This window comes from Flavobacterium tagetis (genome assembly GCF_016735615.1).
GTDB lineage: Bacteria > Bacteroidota > Bacteroidia > Flavobacteriales > Flavobacteriaceae > Flavobacterium > Flavobacterium tagetis.
In genome coordinates, this window is sequence record NZ_JAERSF010000002.1 from 782,335 (window position 1) to 800,133 (window position 17,799).

At 36.0% G+C, this 17,799-nt stretch carries 6 protein-coding genes; 5 read left to right on the plus strand and 1 reads right to left on the minus strand.

The features are described 5' to 3' along the window. The first annotated feature begins 1,130 nt into the window (after positions 1 to 1,130). The 5 genes from JI750_RS10930 (at position 1,131) to JI750_RS10950 (ending at position 16,888) form a co-directional block, all read left to right on the plus strand. Positions 1,131 to 11,030: an Ig-like domain-containing protein gene (locus tag JI750_RS10930; protein ID WP_202001443.1), complete on the plus strand. Its 9,900-nt coding sequence runs from the start codon at positions 1,131 to 1,133 to the stop codon at positions 11,028 to 11,030. A 47-nt stretch (positions 11,031 to 11,077) separates the two neighbouring features. Continuing rightward, on the plus strand, positions 11,078 to 12,010 hold the full coding sequence (locus JI750_RS10935) for a PorP/SprF family type IX secretion system membrane protein (RefSeq protein ID WP_202001445.1): 933 nt from the start codon (positions 11,078 to 11,080) through the stop codon (positions 12,008 to 12,010). Between the two features lie 11 nt (positions 12,011 to 12,021). After that, a complete protein-coding gene (locus JI750_RS10940) occupies positions 12,022 to 13,959 on the plus strand; it encodes an OmpA family protein (protein WP_202001447.1) in 1,938 nt (645 codons plus the stop codon). Between the two features lie 243 nt (positions 13,960 to 14,202). Then, a complete protein-coding gene (ligA, locus tag JI750_RS10945) occupies positions 14,203 to 16,206 on the plus strand; it encodes an NAD-dependent DNA ligase LigA (RefSeq protein ID WP_202001449.1) in 2,004 nt (667 codons plus the stop codon). Continuing rightward, entirely contained in the window at positions 16,196 to 16,888 is a 693-nt protein-coding gene (locus JI750_RS10950; RefSeq protein ID WP_202001451.1) for a hypothetical protein, read from the plus strand. The genes ligA and JI750_RS10950 overlap by 11 nt, the downstream gene beginning before the upstream one ends. Here JI750_RS10950 and JI750_RS10955 read toward each other — a convergent pair. Next, a complete protein-coding gene (locus JI750_RS10955) occupies positions 16,875 to 17,786 on the minus strand; it encodes a bifunctional metallophosphatase/5'-nucleotidase (protein ID WP_202001453.1) in 912 nt (303 codons plus the stop codon). The genes JI750_RS10950 and JI750_RS10955 overlap by 14 nt on opposite strands. Between the last annotated feature and the right edge of the window lie 13 nt (positions 17,787 to 17,799).

Here is a 17,799-nt window from a genome sequence, read left to right on the forward strand (position 1 = left end):
ATAGTTGCCTGCTTTTTTTTTTTTTTTTTTTAACTTTTGTTTAATCTTTTTAATGATTTTACCCCCGTATTTCTACTTGTTTTTTTGCGATTCTTTTAAATTCTTTGGATTATAAATTTGAAAATAGATTTTAAACGGTATTTGGTCTTAATTACGGATAGTTTTATCAATTACTTTTTATTAAATGTAAGAATATACTTTATTTATATCGATTTAACATATTTTGTTTAATATTTTGTTTAATTAAAAAAACGTAGAATAATTATGTTAAATGTAGCATTTTTCTTGATGTTTTAATCTGTCGATAATATTGAAATTAATGTTTTAAGAATAAATTATAAGAATTTTAAGCTTGTTTTTTGTTTTTGTTTTTTCTAATTTTAGGTAACAAAAGTTAAACAAAGTTTTTCTTTGGTTTTCAAAACATAGTGGTTAGAAATTTATTTGCCATGTTGTTAAGATTGAAAATTGAAAAATTATACAACAACCTAATAAGTCTGCGTATGGAATTGACAATTACTTTCTTTATCAAATTTATTTTATTTGTACATTTTATTTTATTTTTTAACCTCTTAAACGTACTTCGTCTCAACGATAATTTTAATCGTTATAAAATTTTTAATTTTTTTTCAAAAGGTTTGCATTTTAGTTTGCTGTCTTATAATTACCCCATTCGGCGTGCTGATTATAAGGAGTAAAAATTTCATTGAATATAATGTAGATTCTAATCTAGTTTTGCAACTAGATATTTTTAGGAATGACTAATCAACTTTCTCAAAAAAAATAGAATTGACTATATAAGAATTCCCCAGTTCTACTTTCAACTAAAAATTTTCATTATGAAAATTAGACCTACAACAAATCACTCCTCTAGGAAAACTGACTACAATCATTTTTCCTCAAAAAAAGCGGAACTTATTTTATCTCAGAGAGATCGAATTTGTTCTCCGGTATATTTCGATATACTGAATTCAGCATAATTTTTTTTAGCAAAACACAGTTTAACAGCTTTTTTATAAGTTGCTAGATTTTGTTTTAACTGTTTGATTTTTAATTGATTGTTTAATTGCGTAGGTGCGTGCACTTACTGCAAGAGGTGTTTTATTGTCCATTTTCTAATCTTCCAAATTATGAAAAAAAAATTTACTTTTTGTAATCTCTTTCAAAAGAGATTATTAGGACTTTTAACTTTATTCTTTATATGCACTAATGCATTCTCTCAGACTGTTTGTAGACCTGTGTCTCAGACAAATAGTGCTGGAGGAGGACTTTTGTGTTTAGGAGTAGATGTTAATAGTCCTGCCAATGCTTACGATAGCGCTGGCTTATCCACTTATGCAACCTTAACGAATGGTGTTGCAGTACTTGGATGTTTTGCAGAAGAAACAATGACCTTAAACCAGACGGCCCGAGCCGGTGATCAAGTTGCAATATACTTTGGCACAGGCAACGGATTGCTTGATTTAAGCTTGTTAGCAAATGCAACAGTTCAAGCTAAAAATTCTGGAACCAATGTCGGTTCAAGTGTGGCTTTAAATAGTCCGCTTTTGAATTTGAATTTGCTGAGCGGTAATACTGTTGCTGTTGCAAAATTCCCAATCACGGGAGATACCAACCAAATTCAGATTCAGGTTGGGGGTGGTCTTTTAAGTCTTTTAGTAAGCTTAAGAGTTTATGATGTTAGGTTAGAATTTGCGCAACCAACAGTATCTGGCGGTTTATCGCAGACAGTTTGCGCGGGAGTTCCAACTACTCTTACGGCAACACCAGCTGCAGGCACTACGCTAGCTTGGTACAGTTCTGAATTTTCAACAACAGCTTTGGCAGTAGGAAATACTTATACAACTCCTGCTTTAGCATCAAATACTACATATTATATAGGAATAACTAGAGCAGCAGGATGTGAAGGAAATGTTCGCGTACCTGTTGTTTTAAATGTTTCTAATCCAGCCATTCCAGCAATTAGTAATGTTGGAACAACAGTTTGTTCGACAGGAGCGACTCAGCAAACAACTTTATCGGTTGTAAATGCTGTTCCTGGAACAACTTACAATTGGTACTCTTCGTCAACAGGCGGTCCTGCTTTAGCTAGTGGAACTACTTACTCTCCAACAGTGCCTTTAGGAACGACTCAATTCTTTGTGGAAGCTGCTATAGGCACTTGTGTTAGTTCTCGTACTCAGGTTAATGTTGTTTCGACAGCTGTGCCTTCAACGCCTACTGTTCTTACTCAAAGCGTAACAATACAATCTGGTCAGAATGCAACGTTAAACGCTACAACTTCTGAATCGGGTGTACAATTAAACTGGTATGAATCGGCGACAGGCGGAACAGCGGTTGCGACAAATACAGCCACTTTTACTACGCCAATTTTAACAGCGACTAAAACTTATTATGTTGAAGCACAGAGCCCAAATGGGAATTGTGTTAGTGCAACTAGAGTGCCAGTTACTGTAACGGTTCAGCCATCAGCTTTAGGAGGATGTCTTGAAGCTAGCAGTCAGGTAACTAGCCAAGTAGGAATATGTTTATTGTGTAATGCTACAAATCCGAATTTCTCTGTAGACGGAAATCCTGCAACTGCAGCAAGGCTTACTATTCCTGCTAATGTAGTAGGATCTATGCAGCAAACATTACAATTTACTAATCCTGGAAAAGCAGGAGATCGTGTTGATGTTGACTTAGAATTGCCAGGAGGTTTAGCAGACGTTCAATTATTAAGCGTAATTAGTTTGGCAACCTACAATGGGGCGACTTATAATAATGATAGAGTTGCAATTAATAATCCTCTTATTACTTTGCAGTTATTAAGTGGTACTAGATATAGAGCGAGCGTTACAGCAGGTGCCAATTTTGACCGTGTAGAGGTTCGTTTAGGAGGTATTGCAGGTCTTTTGACTAATTTAGACATTTATCAGGCCACCTATATTTATAAAGCTCCAGTTGTTTCTGGAGATACTACTATTTGCAGCGGAACGACCACTACTTTAACTGCTGCACTTGCAGTAGGAGAAACAGTTAATTGGTATAATGTTCCTACAGGTGGCACTTCATTGGCTTCGATAGCATCTTACACAACGCCAGCTTTAACCGCACCAACAATTTATTATGTTGAGGTTACAAGAAATGGTTGTGTGAATAGCGAAAGATCTTCGGTTCAGGTTTCAATAGAAAATCCGGTGCTTCCTACAGTTAATGCTTCACCAACAACAATTTGTAACGGACAGTCTACAACCTTAACAGTTCAAGCTCCAGTTGCTGGTACTACTTACAATTGGTATGATGCTGCAACAGGTGGCAATTTAGTATTTACAGGTAATTCGTTTACAACACCAGCTTTGACTGCAGATGTTACATATCATGTTGAAGCAGTTATTGGTAGTTGTTCGACTGCAACACGTACTGCTGTGCCATTGACAGTGAATCCTTTACCAGCAACGCCAACTTTTGCCTCTTCAGATGTTCTTATCCAGTCAGGACAAACAGTTACATTGGAGGTTCAAAATCCAGTTGCAGGCGTTCGATACAATTGGTATGATGTTGCAACAGGAGGCGCTTCTATAGCTTTTGATACAACTACCTTTACTCCAAGTCCAGCTTTAACTGCTAACAAAACTTATTATGTTGAAGCTTCGAATGTGTTAACAGATTGCGCAAACCCAGTTAGAGGAGTTATAAATGTTACTGTAATCAATGCAATTAGCAACTGTCTTAGAGCCAATTCTCAAGTTGTGACAAAAGGCGGTTTAACAGGCTGTTTATCATGTGGTTCAGCAAATGACGGAAATTCTGTTGATAACGACAATACTACAGCGACTACGCTTTCAGTACCTTTAGGTGTAGTCGATTATATTCAACAGACATTGACTTTTACTTCTTCAGGACAAGCAGGTGATATTATTGATGTGGAATTAGGTATTCCTGCAGGATTACTTGATATTAGTGCGCTTTCTAATATTAGTTTACAAAGTTTTAACGGAGGAGCTCCAAATGGTGATCAGACTAACATTAGCTCATTATTAAATATACAACTTTTAGGAGGTAATCGTTTTAGAGCAAGTCTTGTTGCGGGTGGAGCATTCACAAGTGTTCAAGTTCGCTTAACAGGACTATTAACTGCACTTTCTTCTTTAGATATATATGATGCTTCTTACAGATTTGCAAATGCTACCATCACAGGAGCAGCAACGCCAATCTGTGAAGGACAGACAGCTTCGTTGTCAGCTTCGTCAACAGGAGGAGAAACTTTTGTTTGGTATGACGCTTCTACAGGAGGCAATATTGTAAGTGTAGCTCCAACAGCTCCATTAACAACAACAACGACATACTATTTAGAAGCTACACGTGGAGGAACTTGTGTAAACAGTTTACGCCAAGCAGTTACTGTTACAGTATTGCCAATTCCAACAGGTGCAAACATTAATGTTGCAAACCCTATTGAAGCAACTTGTGCAGGAGCGGCAGTAATAGCTCCTACGACAACAATTGCTGGAGCTACATTTAAATATTATAAAGATCAAAATAAAGGAACAGAAATTGTAGATGGAAGTGTAGATGGAAATATAACATTTGTAAAAGATCCTATTACTGGTGATCTTTCATTAACTGGTTTGACTGCTTTGAATTCTCCTTACAATTTATATATTTCTGCAGTTAACGGAGGTACTTGTGAGAATGTAAATGGAGATTTAAAACAAGTAACAGTTAATTTCCCTTCAACAACATCATTAACTGTTATCGCTACTCCATTGCAAGCTTGTGGTAGTGCTAATTTGGCTAATGCAATTACTAACTTTGATTCAACTGTTACTTATACATTTTATGATCCTTCAAATAATGTAATGACAGTCGAAGCTGCTGCAAATGTGACAGTAAGTGGTATTTATTCTATTGAAGCACAGAGTGCTACTAGCACTTGTCCGTCAGCTAAGCTGCCTGTAACGGTAACAATTAATGAAGTGCCAACTTTAGTAGTGACTAATCCGCAAGAATCTGTAAATGTTGGAACTGACGTTGCATTAAATGCGACTTCTACTGGAACCATCACATGGTTTAATCCACAAGGAGTTGCAATTGCAGGTCCTCCGTTTACAACTGGCCCGTTGAATGTTCCAGGAGTTTACACTTATACTGCTGTAGCAACTATTGGGACTTGTACTACCACCACAACTAAAATAATAAATGTGATAGACCTTACAAGCTGTCAAGACTTAACAGATCGAGTTTATGCTACAGGACAAACTAAAGGTTCTATAATTACTGGTGATGTTTTAAATGGTGTAAATGCAGTCGATGGAAACCCTCAAACATTCTCAACAATTAGCACAACTGTAGGGCTTTTAGGTGTTGGAACAACGTGGCAAAATTTAACTTGGCCTTCTAATATAGCTAAAGGTACTCCTGTTACAGTTAAATTAGGTTCTGAATATAATTTATTGGCTGTTGCTCAGAATTTATCAGTAGTGGGTACAAAAAATGGTAATCTTATTGGTACAGGACAGCCAGTATCAGGGTCATTATTAAATTTACTTTCAGGAGATAATACTTATGAGTTTACTTTTGTTCCTTCAGATGCATCAGGTCCACAAGATTATGATGGTATTCGTATTGTATCTTCTTCAGTTTTAAGTGTAGCTCAAAATACAAAAGTATTTGAGGCTTATTATAAAAAACCGGTTACTTCAGTTACTTGTACATCAGGAGATATTCAAGATATTTTTTATGGCGCAACAGATTTAGGAATCGGAGCGGCAACTGCTCTGATAGGAGTAAGTGATGTTTGGAACGTTGCTGATAAGGATGTCGCTACTTTTGCAACAATGTATAGTGGGGCAGGAGTTTTAGCGGCTGCAGATCTAACAGTACAATTTAAAACACCATCTGTTATTAGCGATACCTTAAGAATTGTGGTTTCAAAACCAGGAACTCTTTTAAGCGTGAATCTGCTTACAGGATTTTCAGTTCAACGTTATTTAGGAAATGTGGCAGTTGGTGCTCCAATTGAAAACACAAGTACTTTATTAAGCATAAAATTATTGCCAGGAAATACATTGGCAATGGTATTGGTGTCTTCTCCAACAGAAATTTATGATAGAGTTAGAATCCGTTTAGGAGGTGTTGCTGGAGTGTTAGATTTCTTAAGAGTTCATACTGTAGAAAGAACAGCTAATACCACAGTTATTGGTGCAGATCCGCAGAATAAAATTACGGTCTGTCCAGGAACCGAGATTGAACTTCAAATACCTGAAGTAGCTTGTTCTACATATCGATGGTACGATGCAGAAACAGGTGGAAACTTAGTTGCAAGCGGACCTACTTTTACAGTGCCAGATAATTTAACTGCAGGTATTTACAGATATTATGTACAGCCAGTACGTTATGGTTGTGAAAATTATGCAAGAGGAGAAGTTACTGTTGAAGTAAAAGCTTCTGCTCCAGTAAATGCTTTAACAGATATTACTTTAAACGGAGGAACAACAACATCAATTTGTTCTGCTTCTGGAACGGTAACTTTAGCAACAGGTTTAAGCGGAACGCCAGTTTTAACAAATCCTGTTTATCATTGGTATCGTTTTGATGGAACAACAAGTCAGTTAATTCCGGGAGAAACAACTGCACAATTGATAGTAAACGGATTGGCTCCGGGAACTTATACTTATTTTGTTGGAGTAAGTTCTGATGAATTGTGTGAAACTGCAGCAGCAGACAGAAAACAAATTACATTCACAATTTTACCTCCTTCGACAGTAAATGATATTACAGTTGATGATGTAACAGTTTGTAATGGTGTTCCAGCATCTTTAACTCCGTCAGCACCAACATTAACTAGTCCAGTATTCACTTGGTACTTAGATGCTAATAAAACACAGCCAATTACAAATGGAGCTGTAATAGCGGGAGTTACTTATGCAATAGATGCAGCTGGTATTTTAACTGCTACAGGTTTAACAAAAGCAGTAAGTCCGATAACCTATTATGTAGCAGTTTCAAGCACTAATACGTGCGAAAATTTAGCAGGAACATTACAAGATGCAGTAATTATAGTTAGCGATCCAAATACGCCAACAACTACAAACGATACTCAGAATTTCTGTTTATCTTCTGCATCTACAGTTGCAAATATTCAAGTAAACGAGAGCAATGTTATTTGGTATGATGCAGCGATAGGCGGAAATGTAATTGCCTCAACGACTCCTTTAGTAAGCAGAATTTATTACGGAGCAGCTACAGATGCACTTACAGGCTGTGAAAGTTCAGTAAGATTGGAAGTAACAGTAAATGTAAATGATCCAGCGACTCCTACATCTACAAATAATCCTCAGAATTTCTGTTTGGTAAACGCACCGACTGTTGCTGACCTTCAGGCAAATGAGACAGGCGTTATCTGGTATCTTTCTGCTGCGGGAGGAACTGCATTAGATCCGACAACAGCGTTGGTTAACGGAACAATCTATTATGGAGCTATAAAAGATGTTGCAGGCTGCGAGAGTTCAGTTCGATCATCAATAACAGCAAATGTTACTGATCCAGCGACTCCAACATCTATCAACAATCCTCAAAATTTCTGTCTGGTAAACGCACCAACTGTTGCTGACCTTCAGGCAAATGAGACAGGCGTTGTCTGGTATCTTTCTTCTGCAGGAGGAACTTCGTTAGATCCGACAACAGCGTTGGTTAACGGAACAATATACTATGGATCTATAAAAGATGTTGCAGGCTGTGAGAGTTCAGTTCGATCATCAATAACAGCAAATGTTACTGATCCTGGAACTCCTACATCTACAAATAATCCTCAGAATTTCTGTTTGGTAAACGCACCGACTGTTGCTGATCTTCAGGCAAATGAAGCAGGCGTTGTATGGTATCTTTCTTCTGCAGGAGGAACTTCATTAGATCCAACGACAGCATTGGTTAACGGAACAATCTATTATGGAGCTATAAAAGATTTACAAGGCTGCGAGAGTTCAGTTCGATCATCAATAACAGCAAATGTTACTGATCCTGGAACTCCTACATCTACAAATAATCCTCAGAATTTCTGTTTGGTAAACGCACCGACTGTTGCTGACCTTCAGGCAAATGAGACAGGCGTTATCTGGTATCTTTCTGCTGCAGGAGGAACTGCATTAGATCCGACGACAGCATTGGTTAACGGAACAATCTATTATGGAGCTATAAAAGATGTTGCAGGCTGTGAAAGCTCAGTTAGATCAATAATAACAGCAAATGTTACTGATCCAGCAACTCCGACATCTACAAATAGTACTCAGGATTTCTGTCTTGTAAATGGGCCGACAGTTGCTAATCTTCAGGCAAATGAAGCAGGCGTTGTATGGTATCTTTCTTCTACAGGAGGAACTTCGTTAGACCCAACGACAGCATTGGTTGATGGAACAGTTTATTATGGAGCTATAAAAGATGCTGCAGGCTGCGAAAGCTCTGTTAGATCAATAATAACAGTAAATGTTACTGATCCAGCGACTCCAACATCTACAAATAACCCTCAGAATTTCTGTCAGGTAAATGTACCTACGGTCGCTGACCTTCAGGCAAATGAAGCAGGTGTGGTGTGGTATCTTTCTTCTACAGGAGGAACTTCATTAGATCCGACAACAGTATTGGTAAACGGAACAGTTTATTATGGAGCAATTAAAGATGTGGCAGGCTGTGAGAGTTCAGTTCGATCAGCAATAACAGTAAATGTTGCCGATCCAGGAACACCAACATCTACAAATAGTACTCAGAATTTCTGTCTTGTAAATGCGCCGACTGTTGCTAATCTTCAGGCAAATGAGGCGGGTGTGGTGTGGTATCTTTCTTCTACGGGAGGAACTTCATTAGATCCAACGACAGCATTGGTAAACGGAACAGTTTATTATGGAGCAATTAAAGATATGGCAGGCTGTGAGAGTTCAGTGAGATCATCAATAACAGTAAATGTAAACGATCCAGGAACACCGACTTTAGTAACACCTGGACAGCAAAACTTCTGTGTAGTAAATGGGCCTACTTTTGCAAGTGTTCAGTTCAATCAGACAAACATCGTTTGGTATACAGCTCTAACAGGCGGAACAATGATTGCGTCAACGACAGCTTTAATAACAGGCCAGTATTTCGCAGCAATTTCAGATCCAGCAACAGGTTGTGAAAGTACTACAAGATTACCGGTTGATGTGAATGTAACTGATCCAGCAACACCAACAACAAATGCTGCTGCACAGACTTTCTGTACAGGTACAAATCCGACAGTTGCTAATATTCAAGTGAATGAAAGCAATGTAGTTTGGTATACAGCTCAAACAGGAGGGACAGCTTTAGCTTCTACAGCTGCGCTAAATACTCAAACTTATTTTGGAGCAATTAAAGATCCAGCAACAGGATGCGAAAGCAGTGTAAGATTACAAGTAGCAGTTACAGTTGGAAACACAATAAATCCAACAACAAATAATACAGCACAGACTTTCTGTTCTGCAAATGCACCAACTATTGCGAATATTCAAGTAAATGAAAGCAATGTAACATGGTTTACAGCAGCAACAGGAGGAACAGCGATTCCTGCAGGAACAGTGCTTACATCTGGAGTATATTTCGGAAATATTGTTGATCCAGCAGGTTGCGAAAGTTCAACTCGTCTTCAGGTAACAGTAACAGTAGTCGATCCGAGTCCAACTCCAACTACAGCAAACACAACTCAAAACTTCTGTGCTTTAAATTCGCCAACAGTGGCTAATATTCAAGTAAACGAAGCAAATGTTGTTTGGTATGGTATAGCTACGGGAGGGACAGCAATTCCACCAACAACAGCTCTTACAACAGGTACTTATTATGGTGCGGTTTCAAGTGCTATAGGATGCGAGAATCCAGCAAGATTGGCTGTTACGGTAAATGTAAATTCACCAAGTGTAATTACAACGCCAAGAACAACGCAGACATTCTGTTTATCTGCTTTGCCAACATTAGCTAATATTTTGGTAAACGAAACAAACGTAGTTTGGTATGCGTCTGCAACTGGTGGAACTCCATTAGCAAATACAACTCCGCTTACAGCAACTACTTACTATGCAGGATCTTTAGCTAACACATTTAATGGTTGTGATAATGGACCAAGATTAGGTGTTACAATTGCATTCGAAAATGATGCTGCAGTTCAACTTGCTACTACAGATGATACTCCATGTGTATTCAAAGGGGTAACTTATTCAATAGCAAATGGAAAATCTAATTATGTATGGACTATTAACGGAGGCACAATTGTTTCAGGCGGAGGTACGAACGATGGATCTGTAACCGTTTCTTGGTCAGATATTGGGCCAGGAACCGTAACAGTAGCTTATGTTAACAATTGTGACGAAAGAACAATTAAGACATTAAATGTTACTGTTGCAAGCTGTTCAGATTTAACCATTACTCATACAGTTGATAATCCAACTCCAAATTTTGGTGATCAGGTAACATTTACTATAACAGTAAATAATGTCGGAGAAGGCGATTTCATTAACACACTTGTTAGCGATTTACTTCCAAGTGGTTTACAATTAGTGAGTTCATCTGCAACATCAGGAACATATGATCCAGCAACACAGCTTTGGACAATACCAACGCTAAATGCAGGTCAGAGTGTAGTATTAACAATTGTTGCAGAAGTATTGCCAAACGGTAATTATACAAGTGTAGCAACTGTAGAAACTTCAACTCCTTTAGATGTTGATGCTTCAAACAATTCAGCTTCAGTTACATTAGAACCAATTTGTTTAACTGTTTACAATGAGTTTACTCCAAATAATGATGGTAAAAACGATTTGTTCAGAATAGATTGTATTGAGTCTTATCCAAACAACGAGCTGAAAGTATTTAACAGATACGGAGCGTTAGTGTATAGTAAAGCACATTATGAAAATGATTGGAACGGAACAGCAAATGTATCCGGTGTAATTAATAGAGGAGATATGCTGCCAACAGGTACTTATTTTTATGTGATAACCATTGGAGATGGAACGGTTAAAAAAGGCTGGTTGTCTATCATGAGATAACCCACTTCTATTAATCATCTAATTAATTAAACTAAATAAGTATCGTTATGAAACTATATATAAAATCATTAGAAACATATTTCATTTTAATATGTTCTTTTATTACGGTTTGCGCTTCGGCACAGCAAGATCCCGAGTATACGCAGTATATGTATAACACTATGGCGGTAAATCCAGCGTATGCTGGATCTACCGGAACCATAGAGGCAGCACTTTTATATCGTTCTCAATGGGTAGGAATGCCAGGTGCTCCAGAAACCCAATCTTTCTCCGTTCATTCTCCACTTAGAAATGAAAAGCTTGGAGTAGGTTTAAGCGTTGTAAATGATAAAATCGGACCTTCAAATGAACTATATCTTGATGGAAATTTTTCTTATTCATTGCCACTTGGTTATGAAAAAAGATTGGCTTTTGGTATTAAAGCTGGTACAAGAATGTTAAACGTCGATTGGTCTAAAGGAAGATATTATGATGATGACGATGTTTTGTTAAATCAGAACATTAACAATCAGATGAAACTAGCAGTAGGAGCAGGGATTTACTATTATACAGAAAAGTGGTATGTAGGATTTTCTATCCCGAGTTTTATTCAGAATGATTACTATGACGATGTTCGCGAATCTATTGATTATGATCGTTTGCATTACTATTTAATGGGAGGTTATGTTTTTGATTTGAATCCAAATTTGAAATTTAAACCAGCGTTTTTAGTAAAAGCAGTAAGCGGAGCTCCACTTACCGCAGATATATCAGCAAATTTCATGATTCAGGAAAAGTTTGTTATAGGAGGAGCGTATCGAACAGATGATTCGATAAGCATACTGGCAGGTTTTCAAATTTCACCAAGTTTCTTTCTTGGATATGCTTTTGATTACACTGTAAGCCAATTGAACAAATACAACGATGGTTCTCACGAATTCATCTTGCGTTATCAATTTGTGCAAAAACAAAGTAAAATTAAATCTCCTCGATTCTTCTAAAAACAAAACTTATGAGAAAACTATATATCCTATGTTTAATTTTGAGCGTTACGTTTAGTTTCGCTCAAAAAACTAACTTAAAGAAAGCTGATGCTTTGTTTAGAAGCTTTTCTTATTCGGATGCTTCCAAAGCTTACGAAGAATGTTTGCAAAACATAAAAGATCCATCAGCGCAGACTTTGAAGAATGCAGCAGATTCCTATTATTTTATTTCTGATTCTAGAAATGCACTAAAGTGGTACAGAAAGTTGTATGAAGTGCAAGGAAATAATTTGACTGATATTTACTATTTGCGTTACATCCAATCCATGAAAGCAGTTATGGATTATGATGAAGCAGATAAAATCACAAAAGAATATTTAGATAAAAAAGGTGATAAAGCAGAGATTAACCGATATGTTGCCCAAAAGAAATACATGGATAGCGTAGCAAAGGCAAAACCTCTTTATACCATTAAAAATCTAGATATAAATACTAGCAAATCAGATTTTGGAGCTACATTTTTTAAAGACAATGTCGTGTTTACATCGGCTCGTGATACCACAAAGTTCAGTGAGAAATTGTATACTTGGAACAATCAGCCTTTTCTTAATCTGTATATCGCAGAAAGAAATCCCGCAGATGGAAGTTTATTTAACGAAACAGTTTTTCTTCCGAATGTAATGACCAAATATCACGAAGCTACGGCAAGTTTTGACAGTCAGGGAAAAACGATTTATTATTCAACCAATATTGTAAAGAAAAACAAATTGGTAGTCGATGAGGCTAGAGTCAATAATTTCCAGATTGTGAAAGGATCTATTGTCAATAATAAATTAGAAAACCCAGAGAAAGTATTCTTTGACAGCGACGATTACTCAGTTGGACATCCTTCATTAAGTGAGGACGGACGATTATTGTTCTTCGCTTCAGACATGCCTGGCGGGCAAGGGGAAACTGATCTTTACATGGTAAAAATTGCAGCAGATGGTACAATGAGTTCGCCTCAGAATCTCGGACCAAATATTAATACCATTGGTAATGAAGTGTTTCCTTTCTTTCAAAACGGAGTTTTATATTTCTCTTCTGATGGACATTATGGCTGGGGAGATTTGGATGTTTACGAAAGTAAGCTTCAGACAGATGGAACTTTTTCAGTGCCAAAAAATCTTGGAGCACCTATTAACAGCAACAAAGACGACTTTTCTTTTATAATTGACAAAACAGATGCTTATGGCTATTTTTCTTCTAACAGAGCAGGAGGAAAAGGAGATGATGACATTTATTCTTTTGCAAAAGGAAAACCAGTTTGTAACCAAAGTATTTCTGGAATGGCTATTGATCATAAAACCAAAAAGCCTTTAACAGATGTTACAATAATGGCGTACAACTCTTTTAGCGAAGTTTTAGGAGAAACCAAAACAAATTTTGATGGAAAATATGCTATCGAAGTTCCTTGTAACAAAGTAATCAAAATGATTGCCGCAAAACCAAATTATAGCAGTGATGACAAAACTGTAGAAACAACAGATCAAAATGGAGGCGAAATAAAGGATGTAAATTTTGAACTAAGCAATTACGACGATTTGGTGGTTAAAAAACAAGGAGTAGAAAAAGTAGATGTAAATCCGATTTATTTTGACTACGACAAATATGATATTACGCCAAAAGCAGTAGAAGAACTAACAAAAGTTGTCTTCATTATGCAGAAATTTCCAAACATCAGAATCAAAATTGAATCTCACACAGATTCACGCGGAAAAGATGCATATAACCTGAAACTTTCAGACAATAGAGCAAAATCAACACGAGATTATATCCTTTCGCAAGGCATCGATGCTTCTAGAATTGAAAGTGCCATTGGCTACGGAGAAACACGATTAATTAATAAATGTAAAAATGGTGTAAAATGTACCGAAGAAGAGCATCTGTTAAATAGACGTTCAGATTTTATCATTATTCAAAAATAATTTTATATTTTCGCTGTAAGATATTGATTTTCAGTTAAAAATATAAAACGTCGAAACCATTTGGAAGTTGGTTTTTTTAATTCTTTTTTAAGAATAATGGACAAGGAGAGAATCAGACTGCATGAATTTGTAGTCTGATTTTTGATTTTCTAAAACTTTTATTTTTTCTGCATTTGAACAAAAATAAATTCTAATTTTGATATTCAGTTTTTCATCACAATAATCTGCAATATTTTACAATTTATGAGCATTCAAGAGACCATTCAAACATTACGAAATGAACTTAATCAGCACAACTATAATTATTATGTGTTAGACAATGCCACAATTTCAGATTATGATTTTGATATTAAATTAAAAGAACTTCAGGATTTAGAAAAAAAACATCCAGAGTTTTTTGACGAAAACTCACCAACACAAAGAGTTGGCGGAGCTGTGACTAAAAATTTTAAAACCATTGCGCACCAGTATAGAATGTATTCTTTAGATAATTCTTATTCTAAAGAAGATCTTTTAGATTGGGAAAACCGTATCCAGAAAGTTTTAGGAAACGTAAACCTGCAATATACGTGCGAATTAAAATATGATGGAGCCTCAATAAGCATTACTTATGAAAACGGAAAACTAGTTCAAGCTTTAACACGCGGAGATGGTTTTCAAGGAGATGAGGTAACAAATAACATCAAAACTATAAAATCGGTTCCGTTGCATTTAAAGGGAAATTATCCCGATAAATTTGATATCCGAGGCGAAATTATACTTCCGCATGCTGGTTTTGAGAAAATGAATCAGGAGTTAATAGAAATCGGAGAAACGCCATATTCAAATCCAAGAAATACAGCTTCAGGAAGTTTGAAATTGCAAGATAGTGCTGAGGTTGCTAAACGTCCGCTGGAGTGTTTACTTTATTTTGTAACAGGAAACAACCTGCCTTTTAAAACTCAATATGAAGGATTAGAATTGGCTAGAAGCTGGGGATTCAAAGTTCCGAAAGAAGCAAAATTAGCCAATAGCATGGATGAAGTTTTTGAATTTATTGATTATTGGGATGTGCACCGTCATAATTTGCCTTATGAAACTGATGGTGTTGTGGTAAAAGTAAATAGTATTCAGTACCAGGAAGAATTAGGTTATACGGCCAAATCGCCACGTTGGGCAATTGCCTATAAATTTAAAGCTGAACAAGTTTCAACTGTATTAAAATCAATTTCGTATCAAGTCGGAAGAACAGGAGCTATAACACCAGTTGCCAATTTGGAGCCTGTACAGCTTGCAGGAACAATTGTTAAGAGAGCTTCTCTTCACAATGCAGATCAGATTGAAAAATTAGATATTAGAATAAACGATACTGTTTTTGTTGAAAAAGGAGGAGAAATCATTCCAAAAATCATTGCAGTAGATTTAGAAAAACGTCCTGAAAATTCAGAACCAACACATTATATTTCTTATTGTCCAGAGTGCCATACAGAATTGGTTCGAAATGTTGGAGAAGCGAATCATTATTGCCCTAATTTCTACGGTTGTCCTCCGCAGATTATAGGAAGAGTGCAACATTACATTTCAAGAAAAGCGATGGATATCGAAGGGCTTGGAGGCGAAACAGTTGCTTTGTTGTTTAAAAATGGTTTAGTACACAATTATGCCGATTTGTATGAACTGAAAGTTGAGGATATTCTACATTTAGAAAGAATGGCTCAAAAATCAGCTGAAAATTTGGTAAATGGAGTTCAAAAATCAAAAGAAATTCCGTTCGAGAGTGTGTTATTTGCACTGGGAATTCGTTTTGTTGGAGAAACTGTTGCCAAAAAATTAGCCAAACATTATAAAAATATAGATGCTTTAGCTCAAGCTTCTTTAATGGATTTAATTTTGGTAGATGAAATTGGAGAAAGAATTGCCAAAAGTGTGATTGAATTCTTCGAAAATGAAGAGAACCAAAAAATTATTGAACGTTTAAAAAGTTATGGAATTCAATTTGAAATTGAAGAAAAAATAAACCCAAATGCTACTGATAAATTTGTTGGAAAAACTTTTGTGGTTTCTGGCGTCTTTAGTCAATTTTCTAGAGATGAACTAAAGAAAGCCATCGAAGATAACGGAGGAAAAGTAGGAAGCTCAATTTCTGCAAAAACAGACTTTGTAGTGGCAGGAGATAATATGGGGCCAGCGAAACTGGAAAAGGCAACAAAATTAAATATTACCATATTATCAGAAGAGGATTTTATAAACAAATTAAATGAAGCCTAACAAACCATCATTAATTTTGTTCTTTATTGGCTTGTTTTGTACAATCATTTTTGATTGGACAGAACAAGATGTTTTTGCCACATATGCAAAAGCTATTGTTCTCCCTGCTATTTTTATTTACTATTTAATTAGCAGTGAGTTCGAAATAAAAAAAACAGAAGGGCTGATTTTCTTTTTTTGTTTTGTAGGACAAGTTTATGATTTAATGGATGTTGAAAGCTCTGAATTAGGAGGTGTACTCAGTTTTCTCGTTGTTTATAGTTTGATCGTTACCATCTTTATTAGAGAACACGAGAGAATTAGATTAACCAGACGGGATATTCTGCCTATTTCTATAGTAGTGGTATTTATAGTTTATTTGTTAATCTCTGTTTTGAGTCTGCAGCTCGATAGTATGAGAAAATTTATTGTGATTTATACTGTTTACGGAATTGTTCTGAGTATACTAAGCTATTTCTGCTTTGTAAGTTACATCACAAAAGGAACACATATCGCATTGCTGATGTCGCTCATGGCCATAAGCTACATCTTCTCTGATATCTTTTATATTTTTAATGAATTTTTCTCGTATTCTATTGTTTTAGTTTTAATACGAGATACAACTCAAATTCTAGCTTATTTCTTTATGGTAGAATACTTTTTAGAAAAAGCTAGAATTCAAAAAAAAACTATACCACAATAGTGGCGCTTTGATTTGTATGAGCTTTATCTTTATCAAAATAGAAATCGATACGGCCTAAATTAATTCCGTAGCATCCCACTTGATTTACCAAGACATCTTTACCAGCTTTATTTTTTACAACTGTAGGTTTATCCAAGAAAGTATGTGTGTGTCCTCCAATAATTAAGTCAATATCCTGAGTTTGTGCAGCAAATGTCAAATCACTAATTTTTGTAGGCTCATCTTTATATTTGTAGCCTAAATGTGAAAGGCAAATTACTAGATCACATTTTTGTTCTTGTTTTAAAAGTTTTGTCATATCCTGAGCAACTTCAACAGGATTATTGTAAACAGTTTCTAGATATAATTTTTTATCTACTAGGCCTTGCAGTTCAATTCCAACACCAAAAACCCCAACTTTAATTCCATTCTTATTAAAGATTTTGTACGGTTTAATATGTCCATCCATAACCGTGTTTTTAAAATCGTAGTTAGAATTGATGAAGTCAAAAGTTGCATGCGGAAGCTGAGCATATAATCCGTCTAGACCATTGTCAAAATCATGATTTCCAATTGTTGAAGCATCATATTTCATCATGCTCATCAATTTGAATTCTAATTCTCCACCGTAATAATTGAAATATGGCGTTCCTTGAAAAATGTCTCCGGCATCCAACAAAAGCACATTTGGATTTTCTTTACGGATAGCTTCAATTAATGTTGCACGACGAGATACACCTCCTTTATTTGGGTTGCGTGGATCATCAGCAGGAAAAGGATCAATGTGGCTATGCACATCATTAGTATGTAGAATTGTTAGATGCTTAATATCGTTACTTTCAAAACTGCTCAAAGACAATCCTAAACTTAATAGGGCAGTACTTGCTGCTGTTTTTTCGATAAACTCTCTTCTTTTCATTTTATATATTTTT

What these genes read in the sequence shown, in the direction of transcription:
- JI750_RS10955 (WP_202001453.1), bottom strand. Translation starts at nt 17,786, where the DNA reads ATGAAAAGAAGAGAGTTTATCGAAAAAACAGCAGCAAGTACTGCCCTA.
- JI750_RS10930 (WP_202001443.1), top strand. Translation starts at nt 1,131, where the DNA reads ATGAAAAAAAAATTTACTTTTTGTAATCTCTTTCAAAAGAGATTATTA.
- JI750_RS10950 (WP_202001451.1), top strand. Translation starts at nt 16,196, where the DNA reads ATGAAGCCTAACAAACCATCATTAATTTTGTTCTTTATTGGCTTGTTT.
- ligA (WP_202001449.1), top strand. Translation starts at nt 14,203, where the DNA reads ATGAGCATTCAAGAGACCATTCAAACATTACGAAATGAACTTAATCAG.
- JI750_RS10935 (WP_202001445.1), top strand. Translation starts at nt 11,078, where the DNA reads ATGAAACTATATATAAAATCATTAGAAACATATTTCATTTTAATATGT.
- JI750_RS10940 (WP_202001447.1), top strand. Translation starts at nt 12,022, where the DNA reads ATGAGAAAACTATATATCCTATGTTTAATTTTGAGCGTTACGTTTAGT.